Genomic DNA, 15,956 nt, shown 5'->3' on the forward strand with positions numbered 1-15,956 from the left:
ACTCAGCGCGGCGGCTCCGGGGGGTGCTGCCGCCCGGGGCGCTCGCCCGCCCACGGCGGCCGGTGCTGCTCCGGCGGTCCCGGCGGTGCGTGCCCGGGACCGGCCTGCCGGGGATCGGCGTGCTGGGGGCCGCCGGGCCAGGACCCGGCGTCGCCGCGCCGGCCCCGGTCGAGTTCCTGGTTCCGGTCCCGGTCCGCGCGCCGGCGCGCCCGGGAGCGGCGGGCGGCGTCCCAGACCCACACCACGAGGGCGCCGAGGCCGAGCAGCGCCACGAGCAGGCCGACGACGGGACCCAGGAAGGGCACGGCCCGCAGCAGCACGTAGACCAGCAGGCCGAGGGCCAGGGCGAGCACCCGTTTGCCGAAGCTCGCCGGTGCCCTGTCCCGCAGCAGGAGCCCGCCCGCGGTGAAGCCGACCACGACCGGGGCCAGCAGGGCCACGGCGAGCACCAGGCTCAGGACCAGCACGAGGTCCAGCACCACGGCCGTGGTCACGACCGCGGCGGCCAGCCCGGCGAGGGTCATCCAGCCCAGGGCGACGGCCAGCAGGATCGACACGACGAGCACGGCGAGCACGGCCACGGCCGTCCCCGCGATCGTCAGCGCGCCCCAGCCGAGGCTGAGCCAGGGCCGGGCCCGGAGCGTGCGCGCGGCCCCGGTGACGGCCCGGGGCAGCAGCCACAGGGCGAGCAGCCCGACCAGGAGCAGGGTCACGAACAGGCGCAGCCCGGCGAGCAGCAGCGCGAGCGGCCCGGCGGGCCCGGCCGGCTCCTCCTCGACCACGGTCTGCTCGTAGGCGACCTCTCCGGCGATCTCGGCGCCCGGGGCGATCGCGGCCTCCGTCCCGGACCGGTAGGACAGGTTCCCGTCGAGGCGGGCCTCGTCGGTCAGGGTCAGCCCGGGCTCCACCCGCGGCACGGCCACCCCGGTGGTGGGCGCCCAGGCGGCCCCCACCTCGTCTGCGGAGCCCACGTCCGCCTGCACGTCCCCGCCGATCGCCCCGGCCAGGGCGAGCGCGGCGGCCCCGGCGGTCACGTCGCCCTCGACCGTGCCGGCCAGCAGGGCCTGGTACGCGCCGAGCAGGACGTCCCCGCCGATCTCGGCGCCGGGGCGGGCCTCCACGCTGTAGCCGGCCGTGACCAGGTCGTCGGTCACCCGGGCCTGCTCGCCGAGGCGGAGCACCTGGCCGGCCACGCGGGCGTCGTCGCCCACGGTGCCCTCGATCACCACGATCTGGGCCGCGGCCATCAGGTCCCCCTCGACCGTGCCGTTGATCGTCACCGTCCCGGCGGCCACCAGCAGGTCGCCGCGCACGGTGCCGTCGATCACCACGTCCCCGCCGGTCACGTAGAGGTCGTCGTCCACGACCTCGTCGGCCGCCACCACCACGTTCTCCTCGCCGCGGATCTCGGCGGCCCCGGCGGCGGGGGCGGTGAGCAGGAGGCCCGCGAGCGCGGTGGTCAGCAGGGTCAGGAAGGTCAGCAGGATCGGCAGGCGGCGGAGGAACGGGACGGGCGAGGTGCGGGGCACCGGCAGGGTCTCCATGGTCCCGAGTCCACGCCCGGGCCGGGACGGAGTCAAGGCGCGGCCCAGTGTGACGGCGGTCCGCCATGTACCCGCGCGTAGGTGAAGAGGTGGTCACGGTTGCGGACCGTTCCCCGTGGGAGCGGGATCGCGGTCCTAGCCTGGGGCTGTCGCGTGGCGGGCGCGCGGAAGGATTCCGACCGGGGGTGGGTCATGACAGGACAGGGACTCGGAGCAGGCGTGGTCACGGCGGTGGTGGTGCTGGCGGGGCCGGTGCCGGCGGCGTTCGCGCACGGGGACGACCGGCCGGACGGGCCGCGCGTGGTCGCGGAGGGCCTGGACAATCCCCGGCAGCTCGATCGGGACCAGGACGGGAACCTGGTGGTGGTCGAGGCCGGCCGCGGCGGTCCGGACTGCGTCGGCGGGCGGTGCGCGGGGCCGACCGGCGCCGTCACCCTGATCGAGAACCCCGACCGGGACGAGCCCGCGGTGTCGACCGTGGTCGAGGGTCTGCTGTCCGTGGCGGCGCCGGACGCGTCCTTCGCGGAGGGGCCCGGCGGCGCGGACGCCACGGACGTGGACGGTCAGTACATCGTCGCGGGCTACGACCCGGAGCGGCTCGACCTCTCGGTGTTCGAGGCGCGCGGCGCGTCGATGCTCGTCGCGGGCACCGAGGAGGACGGGGAGGAGTACCTGCTCGCGTACGCCGATCTGCAGGCGGCCGAGGAGGAGCTCAACCCGGACGGCGCGCAGATCGACTCCAACCCGTACGCGGTCCTGTACGTGGACGAGGACGACGAGGTCTCGCCGGACGGCTACGCGCTCGTGGCGGACGCCGGCGCGAACACCGTGTGGAAGGTGGAGCCGGACTTCTCCACCGCCACGGAGGACGCGCCGCCGGAGTACGAGATCACGGCGTGGGCCACCTGGCCGACCACCGCCCTGCCCGACGGCACGGACGACCCGGAGGGCCCGGCCGAGTTCGTGCCCACGTCCCTCACCGCCGACGAGCACGGCAACGTCTACGTGGGCGGGCTGGGATCGGTCCGTCCGGGGGAGGGCGCGGTCGTGCAGTTCTCCGCGGACGGCACCGAGCTCGGCCGGTGGGACGGCTTCACCGCGGTGACCGGCGTGGCCGTGGACCGCGGCCACCTGTACGTCTCGCAGCTGTTCGGGCCCACGCCGCCCATGCCTCCGGGGGAGACCCCGGCGGCGGAGGCGCCGCCGACCCCCGGGCAGGTCCCCGGCCAGGTGGTGGTCGTGCACCGGCACCACGAGGACGCGGCGCGGTACGCGATCGACGTACCCCTGCCAGCCGGTCTGGCGACCGGGCGGCACGGACAGGTCTACGCCTCGGTCAACAGCGTGGCTCCGGCCGAGGGGATCGTGGAGGGCCCGCAGAACCCGTTCGGCGCCGTCGGCGGCGGAGCGGTCTGGGAGCTGGACTTCTCCGACGCCTACCGCCTCGAGGACACCGGGGAGTAGGCCCACGCGCCGGAGGAACGACGACGACGGCGGTGGCGCGGCGCCGGTCCGCCACCGCCGCCGGACCTCCGCCGGACCGCACCGACCGGCCACCGGAAGCACGCAGGACCACCCGGGAACGACATTCGAGGCGAGGAAGAGCCATGGCACCGACGACCGAAGATCTGGTCCACCTCATCGCGGAGGGGTTCGTCTGCGCCACCGAGGGGAGGGGGCACGCCACGCCGGGAGGGCGGCCCCCGAGCAGGATCGTGGTCGACGCCACCGAGGGGTTCATCCCCCTGTGGCAGCCGGGGTCGATGCTGAAGTGGCGCTTCCAGGAGCGCAGCTTCGCGCTCGCTCCCGACCCGCAGGAGAGCCGGTCGATCGTGGGCGGGCTGATGAGCGAGGCCCTGGTGCGGTGGAGCTCGGCCGCGCCGGTCCGGTTCACCCACGACCCCGACCTGTGGGACTTCGAGGTGGTGCTGCGCAACGCCGCGGACTGCACCCCGGAGGGCTGCGTCCTGGCCAGCGCGTTCTTCCCGGACGGGGGGCGGCACGAGCTGACGGTCTACCCCACGATGTTCGAGCAGTCCCACGAGGAGCAGATCGAGACGATGATCCACGAGTTCGGCCACGTCTTCGGGCTGCGGCACTTCTTCGCGGCGAACCTCGAGAAGCCGTGGCCCTCGGAGGTCTTCGGGACGCACAGCCCGTTCTCGATCATGAACTACGGGCCGATGAGCAAGCTCACGGACGAGGACCTCGGTGACCTGCGGGAGCTCTACCGGCTGGCCTGGGCCGGCCACCTCGCCGACATCAACGGGACCCCGGTCCGGTTCGTGCGGCCCTACAGCGCCTCCGGGTCACCGGTCGCGGAGCCCGCCGGGGCGCTGCCGGTCACGGCGCGGACGGACGCCCGCTTCCCCCGGTACTGACCGGGACCGGCGCCCGCCGCGAGCCCGGTCCGCGGGGCCCGGAACGGTCGCGCGCCGGTGCTTCCTCGCCCCGTGTCAGCCGTCCGCGCCGCGGAACCGATGCTCGCCGAGGAACTCCTCCGCGATCTCCAGCCGGCGCCGGGCCCGGTTCGGCGGGCCGCCCGAGCGGCGGGCGCCGGCCACCAGGGACAGGGCCACCCCGGCGCAGCGCACGCGCAGCGCGGCCGGGTCCACGGCCGCGTCGAAGCCGGCGAGCAGGCGCCGCGCGGCGGCCGGCGCGTGCCCGTAGCTGTCGTGGACCGTGGGCAGGACCGCCAGGTGGGCCACCAGGCAGGCGAGGTCGTCCACCCGGTGGCCGGGGCCCACGGCGTCGACGTCGAGCACCCCGGTCACCGGACCGAACGTCCCGCGGGCGGCCGGACCGACGAGCAGGTTCGCCTCGTAGAGGTCCCCGTGCACGGGCACGGCCGGGCCGGGGTCCGTGGCCCGGCGGGCCTCGTCGATCGCCGCGGCGAGTCGTTCGATCCGGGCGCGCACCTCCGGCAGGGCCACCGCGGCCGCGTGCCCGTAGTCCAGGACCCGGTCCGTCCAGGAGGCGCGGGCGGGGAGCTCCAGCGCGGCGGCAGGCAGGGCGTCGAGCAGCGCCAGCACGTGCTCGGGGTGCAGCGCGGCGGCGCCGTCCTGGCGCACGGACGCGGCCAGCGGGGTGCCGGGCAGCTGCCGGAGCACCACCACGTCCCGCACCGGGTCCTCCACGGGCGCCGGCACGGGCAGCCCGGCCTCGAGCAGCATCCGGTGCCGGGCGTGCAGCGCCGCGGCCCGGTCCTGCCGCAGCACCTTGAGGTAGCGCACCCGGGACCCGTGGGCCGCCCGCAGCACCGCCCGCCGGGTGGGCCGGTAGGAGACCTCGGTGAGCTCCGCGGGCTCGGCGGAGCAGAAGACCTCCCGGCCCACCGCCGCGGGGGAGGACGCCCAGGCCAGCCCGGGCAGCCACGGGTCCTGCGGGTGCCGCCACGCCACGAGGTCCACGCCCTCGTGGCGGGTCAGCACCGCCGCCGGGGACGTGCCGGCGGGCGGGGAGGCGGTGCTCACGCACACCACCTCTGCGGCCCGCCGTGCCCCGGCCAGGGCCACGACGTCGAAGACCCCGGTGACCCCGGCGCCCGGCCGGTGGTGGACGCGCCGTCGGGTCCAGCGCTGCACGGACAGCCCGGCCGGGGCCAGCGCGGCCGCCAGGACCGGGCCCATCCCGGTGCCCGAGAGCAGGGCCACGGCCTCCTGCTCCGGGCCCGCCACGGGGCTAGACCAGGTCCTCGGACAGCTCGAGCCAGCGCAGCTCGAGCTCCTCGATCTCGTCCTGGACCGCGCTCAGCCGGGCGGTGATCTCGCCCAGGCCGGTGTAGTCGGACTGGTCGTGCGCCGCCATCTCGGAGTGCAGGGCGTCGACCCTGGCGGACAGCTTCTCCAGCTTCCGCTCGATCGCGCCCACCTCCTTCTGCGCGGTGCGGGCCTGAGCACCGGAGAGCCTGGGCCCGCCCTGCGCCGTCGTCGTCCCGTTCGAGGACGCCGCCCCCGTGGCCGCCAGCGGGTTCGAGGCGTTCGCGGAGCCGGCGGCCGTGCCGGTGCGGGACTGGGAGGCGAGCTCCAGGTACTGCTCCACGCCGCGGGGCAGGTGCCGGAAGCGGCCGTCGATCACGGCGTACTGCTGGTCGGTGACCCGCTCCAGGAGGTAGCGGTCGTGCGAGACCACCAGGAGGGTGCCCGGCCAGGTGTCGAGCAGGTCCTCCATCGCGGTGAGCATGTCGGTGTCGAGGTCGTTGGACGGCTCGTCGAGGATCAGCACGTTCGGCTCGTCGAGGAGGATCATCAGCAGCTGCAGCCGCCGCTTCTGCCCGCCGGAGAGGTCCTTGACCGGGGTGGCGAGCTGCTCGTTGGTGAAGCCGAGCCGCTCCAGCAGCTGGCCCGGCGTCATCTCCTTGCCGTCGGCCAGGTAGGTGGTGCGCTTCGAGGCCACCACGTCCGAGACCCGGTCCTCGGCCACGTCCTCCAGCTCGGACAGCTGCTGGGTGAGGGTGGCGATCTTCACGGTCTTCCCGCGCTTGACCCGCCCGCTCGTGGGCTGCACCTCGCCGGTGACCAGGCCCAGCAGCGTGGACTTGCCCGCGCCGTTGACGCCCAGGATGCCGGTGCGCTCACCGGGGGCGATCAGCCACGTGACGTCCCGGAGCACCTCCCGCGGTCCGTCGTCCTCGGTGGGGTAGGAGACGGAGACCTTCTCGAGGTCCACCACGTCCTTGCCCAGCCGGGAGACCGCCAGCTGGGACAGGGCCACGGTGTCGCGCGGCGGCGGGGCGTCGTTGATCAGCTGGTTCGCGGCCTCGATCCGGAACTTGGGCTTGGCCGTGCGGGCGGGCGCGCCGCGGCGCAGCCACGCCAGCTCCTTCTTCATGAGGTTCTGCCGCTTCGACTCGATGGTGGAGGCCTGCCGGTCCCGCTCCACGCGCTGCAGGACGTACGCCGCGTAGCCGCCCTCGAAGGGCTCCACCATCCGGTCGTGCACCTCCCAGGTGTCGGTGCACACGGCGTCCAGGAACCACCGGTCGTGGGTGACCACGGCCAGGCCGCCCTGGTTCTTCGGCCAGCGGTTGTCGAGGTGTCGGGCCAGCCAGGTGATGCCGTCCACGTCCAGGTGGTTGGTGGGCTCGTCCAGGAAGATGACGTCCCAGTCGCCGGCCAACAGCGCGGCGAGCGCCACGCGGCGCTTCTGCCCGCCGGAGAGCTCGCCGAGCTTCGCGTCCCAGTCCAGGTCCTTGACCAGCCCCGAGACCACGTCCCGCACCTTCGCGTCCCCGGCCCACTCGTGCTCCTCGCGGTCCCCGACGACGGCGTGCCCCACGGTCAGCTCCGGGTCCAGCACGTCGGCCTGGTCGAGCATGCCCACGCGCACGCCGGAGCGCACGGTCACGCGGCCCCCGTCCGGCTTCAGCCGTCCGGCGAGCAGCTTCATGAGCGTGGACTTGCCGTCGCCGTTGCGGCCCACGATGCCGATCCGGTCGCCCTCGTCGATGCCGAGACTGACGGCGTCGAAGACCGTCTTGGTGGGGAATTCCAGGTGCAGGTTCTCGCCGCCGAGTAGATGTGCCACCCGTCAAGGGTACTCGCGCCCCCGCCCCGCCGAGTCCCCACTCTCTGGGCCCCTGGCCCGCCGAGCCCCCATGGTGGGGCCCCTCGCCGCGTCGACTCCCCAGTGATGGGCCCCTCGCCGCGTCGAGCCCCCAGTGATTGGCCCCTCGTCGTGTCGAGTCCCCCATCGCGTCGCAAATCCCCCCGCTAGACCATGGGGAATTGCGAGGACATGGGGGACTCGACGGAATGGAGGCGCGGATATGGGGGGCTCGGGGGAATGGGGGTGCGGAAATGGGGGCGGGGGAGGCACATGTGCGGACAGGAATTTCTCAGCGGCGGCTCAAGCTCGGGTGAGAGCATGGAGTGCATGGAGCAGAATCCGACGGAGCGATCCTCCGCGTCCCCGAGCACCCGTCCGCTGGGCACCAGGCTGGACGGGATCACGGACCTGGAGACCGCCGTCCGTGCCGTGACGGAGCACCCCGGGCCCGTGGAGATCCCGGCGGGACCCGGTCAGCTGGTCGGGCGCCACCTCGGCTCGGTGCCGCAGCGGCAGGTCGGGGAGGCGCTGCGCGAAGCGGGCGCCGACCCCCTGATGATCCGGGCGGACATCTCGATCGACGAGGACATCCCGGACGAGGGCGTCATCGCGGTCCTGGACGACCACCTCTCGCTGGCCGCCGGCGTGGGCGCCGAGTACCTCGTGGTGCCCCGGGCCGGGATGGGCGGACGGGGCCGCAGCGAGGAGCGGATCTTCTCGATGCTCGCCGCGCTGGACGAGGCGGCCTCGGCCCACCAGGTGCACCTGCTGCTCGAGACGGAGGGCGCCACCGCGGACGAGGTGGCGCTGGTCGAGTACCTGGAGCGCGCCCGGGAGGCGGGGACCCTGGACGTGGACCCGCACTACGTGGCGTCGGTGGCCTGGAACGTGGCCGCGTCCTCCGCGGCGGGGGAGGGCCCGGCCGCCGCGTTCGAGCGGATGCGGCCCCTGCTGGACCGTGCGCCGCTGATCGTCTGCGGGGTGGACGAGGACACCGTGGAGGACCTGTTCGCCGCCGTCCCGGAGCTGCGGGAGGCCGCCGCCACGGCCCGGATCATCGTGATCCTGGGGCGCCCGGGAGCGGCCGGGGCCTGACCCCCGAGTGGTAGGGTGACTGCCTGTGCACTGCGTGCACCACTGCCGTTCCACGGCGGTGCTCCGCCTTGGTGTAATCGGCAGCACCCCGGCCTTTGGAGCCGTGGAGTCTAGGTTCGAGTCCTAGAGGCGGAACGTCCGCATCCCGCCGGAGAGGCCGGAAGCTCGAGATCCCCAGAGCCGAAGAGCCCACAAGCTAGTGAGACGGAACAGAGCCGGAGCCGGTGAGCCCACCGCCTCCTCTCTCAGATCGACGACCGAGGAGCTGCATCCCGCCGTGAGCACCCCCCAGACCCCTGCACATCGTCCGGGGGCGGCCGTCGGGCCCGCCGCCGTCATCGTCCTGGCCGCCGGCAAGGGCACGCGCATGAAGTCCAAGACCCCCAAGATCCTGCACCGGATCGGGGGTCGTTCCATGGTCGGGCACTGCCTGGTGGCCGCCCGGAGCCTGCGCCCGCGGCGACTGGCCACTGTGGTGCGCTTCGAGCGGGACCTGGTGGCCCCGCACGTCCTCGAGCAGGACCCCGAGGCGATCGTCGTGGACCAGGACGAGGTGCCCGGCACGGGCCGCGCCGTCCAGGTGGCCGTGGAGGCGCTCGACGCCCAGGAGCGGCTGACCGGCACCGTGGTGGTCACCTACGGCGACGTCCCGCTGCTGACCCCGGAGGTCCTGCAGCGGCTGGTCGCCCACCACGAGGAGCGCGGCAACGCGGTGACCGTGCTGACCGCGGAGCACGAGCAGCCCGGCGGCTACGGCCGGATCCTGCGGGACGCCGACGGCTCGTTCCGCGAGATCAAGGAGGCCAAGGACGCCACCGAGGCCGAGCTCGCGGTCGCCGAGATCAACTCCGGCATCTTCGCCTTCGACGCCGACGTGCTGCGCGACAGCCTCGCGAAGGTCACCTCGGACAACGCGCAGGGCGAGATGTACCTGACCGACGTCCCGCTGCTGGCCCGCGAGGCCGGTCACGCGGTGGACGCGCTGAAGATCGAGGACCGCTGGGAGGTCGAGGGCGCCAACGACCGCGTGCAGCTCGCCCAGCTCGGCGCCCACCTCAACCGCCGGATCCTCGAGGCGCACATGCGCAACGGCGTGACGGTCGTGGACCCCGCCAGCACCTGGATCGACGTGCAGGTGCGGATCGCCGCGGACGCCACGATCCTGCCGGGCACCCAGCTGCACGGGGGCACGCGGGTGGGCGAGGACGCCGTCGTCGGCCCGGACACCACCCTCACGGACGTGGAGGTCGGCCCGGGCGCCCACGTGGTGCGCACGCACGGCTCCGGCTCCGTGATCGGCCCCCGGGCGAGCGTGGGTCCGTTCGCCTACCTGCGCCCCGGCACGGTGCTCGCGGACGAGGGCAAGATCGGCACGTTCGTGGAGACCAAGAACTCCCGGATCGGCACCGGCTCGAAGGTCCCGCACCTGTCCTACGTGGGGGACGCCACGATCGGCGAGCACTCCAACATCGGGGCGGCCTCCGTGTTCGTCAACTACGACGGCGTGCGCAAGCACCGCACCGTGATCGGCGACCACGTCCGGATGGGCTCCGACAACATGTACGTGGCGCCCGTGCAGGTCGGCGACGGCGCCTACTCCGGGGCGGGCACCACGATCCGCAAGGACGTGCCGCCGGGGGCCCTGGCCCTCACCGAGGGCGCGCAGCGGGTCGTCGAGAACTGGGTCGTGGAGCACCGTCCCGGTACCGCCGCGGCCGAGGCCGCGTCCCGGGCCCTGGGCAACGGCGCCGCGACCGCGGCCGGGACCGTTCCGTCCGGGACCACCGAGCACTCCAGCGCAGGGACCGGCGCCGACACCACGGCGCACGGCGCGGCCGGGGACACCACCGAGGAAAGCGAGTAACAATGACCGCAATCACCAACGCAGGTGCCAAGCAGCTGGTGCTGGTCTCGGGACGGGCCCACCCGGAGCTCGCCGAGCGCATCGCCTCGGAGCTGGGCACGGAGCTGATCCCGACCGACGCCTACGACTTCGCCAACGGCGAGACCTACGTGCGGTTCGGGGAGTCGGTGCGCGGCACGGACGCCTTCCTCATCCAGTCTCACCCGGCCCCGATCAACCAGTGGATCATGGAGCAGCTGCTCATGATCGACTCGCTGAAGCGGGCGTCCGCCAAGTCCATCACCGTGGTGTCCCCGTTCTACCCCTACGCGCGGCAGGACAAGAAGCACCGCGGCCGCGAGCCCATCTCGGCCCGCCTCATCGCGGACCTGTACAAGACCGCCGGCGCGGACCGGCTGATGTCCGTGGACCTGCACACCGCGCAGATCCAGGGCTTCTTCGACGGCCCGGTCGACCACCTGATGGCCATCCCGCTGCTGGCGGGGCACGTGCGCTCCGTCGTCGACGTCGAGAACGTCACCGTGGTCTCCCCGGACACCGGGCGCGTGCGCGTGGCGGAGCAGTGGACCGAGCTGCTGGGCGGCTGCCCGCTCGCCTTCGTGCACAAGACCCGCGACATCACCCGGCCGAACCAGGCCACCTCGAAGGAGGTCGTGGGGCAGATCGAGGGCCGCACCTGCGTGCTGATCGACGACATGATCGACACGGGCGGGACGATCTCCGGCGCCGTGCAGGTGCTGCGCGAGCGCGGCGCCAAGGACGTCATTATCGCCGCGACCCACGCCGTGTTCTCCGATCCCGCCGTGGAGCGGCTGTCCACGTGCGGCGCCCTCGAGGTGGTCGTCACGGACACCCTGCCCGTGCCCCCGGAGCACCAGTTCGAGAACCTCACGGTCCTCTCGATCGCCCCGCTCATCGCGCGCGCCATCCAGGAGGTCTTCGAGGACGGCTCCGTGACCAGCCTGTTCGACGGCAGGTCCTGACCCGCTCCCGGGAACGGTCGACGACGACGACGCAGCCCCTCGCCACCCGGCGGGGGGCTGCTCCGCCGCCGGGCCCCCACAGCCGGGGCCTCCGCTGCGGAGCCCGTCACCGCAGGAACCACCGTCCCGGGCGGCACCGTCCGGGGAACTTTCGCGCCGAGAAGGACAGCCCGCACCCCATGAGCCGACGACGACACCGCCTCCTCCGCCCGCTGCTGCTGTGCGGCGCCGCCGGGCTGGTCCTCACCGGCTGCGGCCCCGACCTGCGCGAGCCCTGGTCCGGCGGCTACGTCAACACCACGTCCTACCCGTACTTCGACTTCGGTTCGGAGGCCGCGGGACAGTCCCACACGGTGCTGGGGTTCGTGGTGGCCGATCCCGAGGACCCCTGCACGCCCTCGTGGGGCGGCTACTACGGGCTGGAGGAGGCAGAGACCGTGCTGCGGATGGAGGAGCAGATCGCGTCCCTGCGGGAGCAGGGCGGGGAGGTGGCGGTCTCCTTCGGCGGCGCCGCCGGGGACGAGCTGGCCACCGTGTGCACCGACCCGGACCGGCTGCTCGCGGCGTACCGGACGGTGCTCGAGCGCTACGACGTGGGCATCGCGGACTTCGACATCGAGCTGGACGACCTCGAGGACCGGGAGGCCAACCGGCGGCGGGCCGAGGTGCTGGTGCGCCTGCAGGAGGAGCGGGACGAGCCGCTCGAGCTGTGGGCCACGCTGCCGGTGGCCCCGCACGGTCTGGACCAGGACCCGGTGGAGGTCGTGGCGCAGCTGCTCGCGGCCGAGGTGGACCTCGCCGGGATCAACCTCATGACCATGAACTACAGCGAGAGCAAGCCCGCGGGGCAGCCGATGGCGGCGGCCTCGGAGGAGGCGGCCCGCTCGGCGCACGGCCAGCTCACCGCGCTGTGGGAGGCGGCCGGCCAGGACCTCTCCGCCGAGGAGGTGTGGAACCGGATCGGGCTCACCCCGATGATCGGGGTCAACGACGTCCCCGGGGAGGTCCTGGACCTGGACGCGGCGGCGGAGCTCGCCGGGTTCGCCCGGGAGCAGGGCGTGGGGCGGCTCTCCTACTGGTCGGTCAACCGGGACCGGCCGTGCACCGCGCAGGACGGGGACCCGGCCGAGGCCAACGACTTCTGCAGCGGCCTCGACGAGGAGGCCGGGGAGTTCACCCGGGTCCTCCGCGAGGGCTTCGCGGGCTGAGCTCCGCCGGCGGGGCCGGCTCCCGCACGGAGCGGGGGTAGAGCCAGGACCGGCCGGCGAAGCCGGTGCCCGCGGTCTCCTGTCCCGCGGCTCCCTGTCCCGCGGCGGTGGCAGCAGCGGGACCAGGAACGGGGGCAGGGGCGGGGCCGGGAGCGGTGGCAGGGGCGGGACGGGGCCGGACCGGCCACAGCCGCGGCCGACGTCCCGCGGCGAGGTCCTCCGCCCAGCCCACCGCGAGCACGACCACGGCGAGCAGCGGCCAGACCAGCACGAAGGACAGCCACGGGCTCGCCAGCAGCCCGGGCACGGCCGTGGCCAGGACGTCGCTCTCCCACAGCACGTCGACGAGCAGGACGGTGCCGACCAGCAGGAGGTTGTGCCACAGGTAGACGGTCATCGCCCGGGAGTTGAGCAGGGTCACGGCCCCGTCCAGGAACCGCAGCGGCGGGGGCAGATCCCGCCAGGCCGGGGAGACGCGCAGCAGCACGGCGCAGAAGCCGAACGACCACAGGGCCTGGGCGAGCGGGATCTCGTTGAGGTCCCACCCCGCCTCGCCGCGGTGCCCGGCGGCCCACCACAGGCCCATGCCCATCACCGCGGGTCCCGCCGCGAGGACGGCGGCGCGGGGGATGCGGCGCAGCAGCCCGCTCTGGTGGGCGAAGCCCAGGATCCAGCAGGAGCCGTAGGTCGCGAAGTCCGTCACCGGGGCGTCCGCCCAGGAGGGCAGGGGAACGAGCCCGAGGGCGAGCAGTCCGCTCAGGGCGAGCGGGGCGAGCAGCACCGGCCAGGGCCGGGCCCGGAACGCCCGCAGCAGCACGGGGGAGAGGAGCAGGAACCAGACGTAGGCCCGGACGTACCAGAGGATCTCCCCGGCCTGCACCGGCCAGGTGGGATCCACTGCCCCGGACCCGGCGCTCTCGGGGAGGACCGGGTCCCCGACCGGGAGGAACCACAGGAGCACCTGTTCCCAGGACGCGTCGGTCCCGGGGGACCAGCCCTGCGCCACGAGCAGCACCAGGACCGTGGCGGCGTAGACCCACAGCGGCACCAGCACCCTCCGGGCCCGGGAGGCGAGGACCGTGCCCGCGGGCCGGCGCAGGGACCGGGCCATCAGGAACCCGGCCAGGGCGAACATCACGCCCATCGCGGGGAACACGAGGCTGAAGGCGGCGCCCGCGAACGTGTGATAGGCGACGACGCGGACCAGCGCGATCGACCGCAGCAGGTCGAGGTACCGGTCCCGGCCGGGCTCAGACCCGCTCACCGCGCCGGTCCTCCTGCCACGGGGCTGCGCGGCCGGCGGGCTCCGTCGCGGGGGCCAGGTCGATCACGCTGTTCGTGCGCTCGGGCTTGTACCAGCCGATCATCCGGCCCCGCAGCGCCTGGAGCAGGGAGGCGTACAGGAGGTAGGCGCGCAAGGGCTCGTAGATGATCCGGTAGACGGGCACCACCAGCAGGTGGGTCCAGGACTCGCCGACCATGCGGATGGCGATCACGCAGATCACGGCGTGGATGGCCAGGACGAAGGCGGCGAAGGCGGCGATGGGCTGCCAGTTGCCGGCGGCCAGGTTGATCCCGGCCATGAGCACGGTCAGCGGCAGGAAGACCAGCGGGACGAGGGTGGCGAGCAGGGTGTAGGGCAGGGCCACCATCCCGAGGAACCCGTAGCGGGGGCGGAAGAGCATCCCGGCGTGCTTCCACAGGGCCTGGAGGTTGCCGTAGGTCCAGCGCAGGCGCTGCTTGGCCAGGCCGCGCACGGTCATGGGGGCCTCGGTCCACGCCACGGCCCGGTTCTCCTGCACCACGGCCCAGCCGAGCTTCTGCAGAGTCATGGTGAGGTCGGCGTCCTCGGCGAGCGTGTCGTGGGAGTAGCCCCCGGCGGCCTGGAGGGCCTCCTTGCGCCAGGCGGCGCACGCCCCGGGGACGATGGAGATCGCCCCGGCCACGCCCTCGCCCATGCGGGTGACGCAGATCCCGGAGATGTACTCCAGGGACTGCCACATGGTCAGCAGCCCGGTGCGGTTGCCGACCTTCACGTGCCCGGCCACGGCGCCGACCGGGCGCTTCGTGTCCTGGGCGTAGAAGTGGCGGGCGAACATCCGGACGGTCCGGGGCTCGAAGAGGGTGTCCCCGTCGAGGGTCACCACGATCTCGCCCCGGGCGGCCATGATCCCGTGGTTGGAGGCGATGGACTTCCCGCCGTTGGGCTGGGTGATGACCGTCAGCGCCGGCCAGGACGCGGCGTGCTCGCGCATGATCGCCAGGGTGCGGTCGGTGGAGCCGTCGTCGACGGCGATGACCTCGAGGTTCGGGTAGTCGCTGGCGCGCAGGGCGGCCAGGGTGCGGGCGATGACGGGCTCCTCGTTGAACACCGGCAGGATGACCGAGACCAGGGGCAGGTCATCCTCGGGGATCTGCGGCCAGGCCCGGCGGGTCTGGCGGCGGTGGCCGATCAGCGCCAGCACCACGTAGAGGGCGGACATGAGGGTCAGGGACCCGATGCCGAACCAGAACAGCCAGGTCATGACCACGTCCGGGGCCACGGTCAGTCCGGCCACGGCCAGGGCGGTGGCGTCGTCGGCGAGCACGGGCTCGGTGTCCGCCGCCGGCAGGTAGCCCTCGGGGATCACGGGGGCCAGCGTCGAGAAGGTGTAGCCCTGCGCCTTGGCCTCGGTGATCAGATCCTTGAGGGCGGCCACGGTGGCGGTGCGGTCCCCGCCGCCGTCGTGCATCAGCACGATGTGGCCCTCGCCGTCGAGCGCGGGCAGGTCCACGGTCTCCCCGGGCGCGGCCTCCCAGTCGTGGGTGTCGTAGTCGAAGTCCACGTGCAGGTAGCCCAGCTGCTGGGCCTCGAGGATGGGCAGGGCCTTGTTGTCGGGGTCGCCGGTGGGCAGGCGGAACAGGTGGGTCGCGTAGCTGCCGACCGAGCGCATGGCGCGGTCGGTGCCGATCAGCTCCTCGCGGTTGCGCAGGTCGTCGTCCCAGGCGGTGGTGTGGGTCATGGTGTGGTTGCCCACCATGTGCCCCTCCCGGAGGATCCGGCGGAAGAGCTCGGGCTGCCCGACGACGTTGGTGCCGACGCTGAAGAACGTGGCGGGCACGCCCTCGGCCGAGAGCACGTCGAGGATCTCCCCGGTGTAGGTGGCGTCGGGGCCGTCGTCGAAGGTGAGCATGAGCTGCTTCTCCGGCAGCTCCCCGAAGCGCTCCATGACGTAGGGGCTGTCCCCGACGAGCTCCCGCTCCTCGTCGGTGAGCACCCGGAGGACGTCCTCGCTGAACGGGCTGCGCAGCACCGTCCCGGCCTCCGTCTCCTCGACGAGACCGATCCGGCTGAACGGGTTGGACGCGTCCCCGAGCAGCGGGATGTTCTCCTGGTCCCCGGTGGCGATCAGCTCCCGCGGATAGCCGCTCTCCTGGTGCAGCGGCCGCTCCCAGGGCTGGGCGAGCGCCTGCGGGACGATCCAGGACACGGCGCCGGCCGCGAGGGCCAGGAGCACCACGAGGGTGGCGAGAATGCGGTACCAGCGCTTGCCGCTGGGATCGAAGAACACCGGCGGCGCGGCGGTGCTGCCGGTCCGCTCCGCGCGTCGGCGGTGCGGTGGTCGTCGGTCGTTGTCGGATGCTGCCACGGCGCGCTCGTTCCCCCGGTCGGCGGTCCGTCCCCTCGACAGACCGGCCGGCGCATCCCCCCGGACGGGCCGACCGGGCCAGCCTG

Annotated in this window: 11 protein-coding genes and 1 tRNA gene; 7 read left to right on the forward strand and 5 right to left on the reverse strand. The window is 73.9% G+C overall.

Features of this window, described 5'->3' with window-relative positions; genetic code table 11:
• Positions 1-2: 2 nt before the first annotated feature.
• On the reverse strand, positions 3-1,544 hold the full coding sequence (locus tag AC6CH6_RS06675; protein ID WP_498254521.1) for a hypothetical protein: 1,542 nt from the start codon (positions 1,542-1,544) through the stop codon (positions 3-5).
• 192 nt (positions 1,545-1,736) lie between these two features.
• On the opposite strand from AC6CH6_RS06675, the gene AC6CH6_RS06680 reads away from it, so the two are divergent.
• Together AC6CH6_RS06680 and AC6CH6_RS06685 are read left to right on the forward strand one after the other, a co-directional pair.
• Positions 1,737-3,008: a ScyD/ScyE family protein gene (locus AC6CH6_RS06680; RefSeq protein WP_498254522.1), complete on the forward strand. Its 1,272-nt coding sequence runs from the start codon at positions 1,737-1,739 to the stop codon at positions 3,006-3,008.
• Positions 3,009-3,151: 143 nt separating this feature from the next.
• On the forward strand, positions 3,152-3,925 hold the full coding sequence (locus AC6CH6_RS06685) for a matrixin family metalloprotease (RefSeq protein ID WP_498254523.1): 774 nt from the start codon (positions 3,152-3,154) through the stop codon (positions 3,923-3,925).
• A 75-nt stretch (positions 3,926-4,000) separates the two neighbouring features.
• On the opposite strand, the gene AC6CH6_RS06690 is transcribed toward AC6CH6_RS06685, so the two are convergent.
• Both AC6CH6_RS06690 and AC6CH6_RS06695 read right to left on the reverse strand, forming a co-directional pair.
• Complete coding sequence (locus AC6CH6_RS06690) at positions 4,001-5,221, reverse strand: phosphotransferase (protein WP_498254524.1); 1,221 nt, start codon at positions 5,219-5,221, stop codon at positions 4,001-4,003.
• A 4-nt stretch (positions 5,222-5,225) separates the two neighbouring features.
• Positions 5,226-7,070 carry an ABC-F family ATP-binding cassette domain-containing protein gene (locus AC6CH6_RS06695; RefSeq protein ID WP_498254525.1) on the reverse strand — a complete coding sequence of 615 codons (1,845 nt, stop codon included), beginning with the start codon at positions 7,068-7,070 and terminating at the stop codon, positions 5,226-5,228.
• A 348-nt stretch (positions 7,071-7,418) separates the two neighbouring features.
• Between AC6CH6_RS06695 and AC6CH6_RS06700 the strand changes: the two genes are divergently transcribed.
• The 5 genes from AC6CH6_RS06700 (at position 7,419) to AC6CH6_RS06720 (ending at position 12,241) form a co-directional block, all read left to right on the forward strand.
• Positions 7,419-8,186, forward strand: coding sequence for a hypothetical protein (locus AC6CH6_RS06700; protein WP_498254526.1), 768 nt, complete (start codon positions 7,419-7,421; stop codon positions 8,184-8,186).
• A 62-nt stretch (positions 8,187-8,248) separates the two neighbouring features.
• A tRNA-Gln gene (locus AC6CH6_RS06705) sits at positions 8,249-8,321 on the forward strand.
• A gap of 232 nt (positions 8,322-8,553) precedes the next feature.
• Entirely contained in the window at positions 8,554-10,050 is a 1,497-nt protein-coding gene (glmU, locus tag AC6CH6_RS06710) for a bifunctional UDP-N-acetylglucosamine diphosphorylase/glucosamine-1-phosphate N-acetyltransferase GlmU (RefSeq protein ID WP_498254711.1), read from the forward strand.
• 2 nt (positions 10,051-10,052) lie between these two features.
• On the forward strand, positions 10,053-11,033 hold the full coding sequence (locus tag AC6CH6_RS06715; RefSeq protein WP_498254527.1) for a ribose-phosphate diphosphokinase: 981 nt from the start codon (positions 10,053-10,055) through the stop codon (positions 11,031-11,033).
• Between the two features lie 179 nt (positions 11,034-11,212).
• On the forward strand, positions 11,213-12,241 hold the full coding sequence (locus AC6CH6_RS06720) for a chitinase (protein ID WP_498254528.1): 1,029 nt from the start codon (positions 11,213-11,215) through the stop codon (positions 12,239-12,241).
• Here the strand turns inward: AC6CH6_RS06720 and AC6CH6_RS06725 are convergent.
• A complete protein-coding gene (locus AC6CH6_RS06725; RefSeq protein ID WP_498254529.1) occupies positions 12,207-13,505 on the reverse strand; it encodes an acyltransferase family protein in 1,299 nt (432 codons plus the stop codon). The two genes, AC6CH6_RS06720 and AC6CH6_RS06725, sit on opposite strands and share 35 nt — an antisense overlap.
• Positions 13,492-15,870: a bifunctional polysaccharide deacetylase/glycosyltransferase family 2 protein gene (locus AC6CH6_RS06730; protein ID WP_498254530.1), complete on the reverse strand. Its 2,379-nt coding sequence runs from the start codon at positions 15,868-15,870 to the stop codon at positions 13,492-13,494. The genes AC6CH6_RS06725 and AC6CH6_RS06730 overlap by 14 nt, the downstream gene beginning before the upstream one ends.
• Positions 15,871-15,956 lie beyond the last annotated feature (86 nt).

This window comes from Kocuria sp. GQ42 (assembly GCF_059758435.1).

Bases quoted from the DNA above. Each gene is read 5' to 3' on its own strand.
- AC6CH6_RS06675 (WP_498254521.1), bottom strand. From the start codon at position 1,544: ATGGAGACCCTGCCGGTGCCCCGCACCTCGCCCGTCCCGTTCCTCCGC.
- AC6CH6_RS06680 (WP_498254522.1), top strand. From the start codon at position 1,737: ATGACAGGACAGGGACTCGGAGCAGGCGTGGTCACGGCGGTGGTGGTG.
- AC6CH6_RS06685 (WP_498254523.1), top strand. From the start codon at position 3,152: ATGGCACCGACGACCGAAGATCTGGTCCACCTCATCGCGGAGGGGTTC.
- AC6CH6_RS06700 (WP_498254526.1), top strand. From the start codon at position 7,419: ATGGAGCAGAATCCGACGGAGCGATCCTCCGCGTCCCCGAGCACCCGT.
- glmU (WP_498254711.1), top strand. From the start codon at position 8,554: ATGAAGTCCAAGACCCCCAAGATCCTGCACCGGATCGGGGGTCGTTCC.
- AC6CH6_RS06715 (WP_498254527.1), top strand. From the start codon at position 10,053: ATGACCGCAATCACCAACGCAGGTGCCAAGCAGCTGGTGCTGGTCTCG.
- AC6CH6_RS06720 (WP_498254528.1), top strand. From the start codon at position 11,213: ATGAGCCGACGACGACACCGCCTCCTCCGCCCGCTGCTGCTGTGCGGC.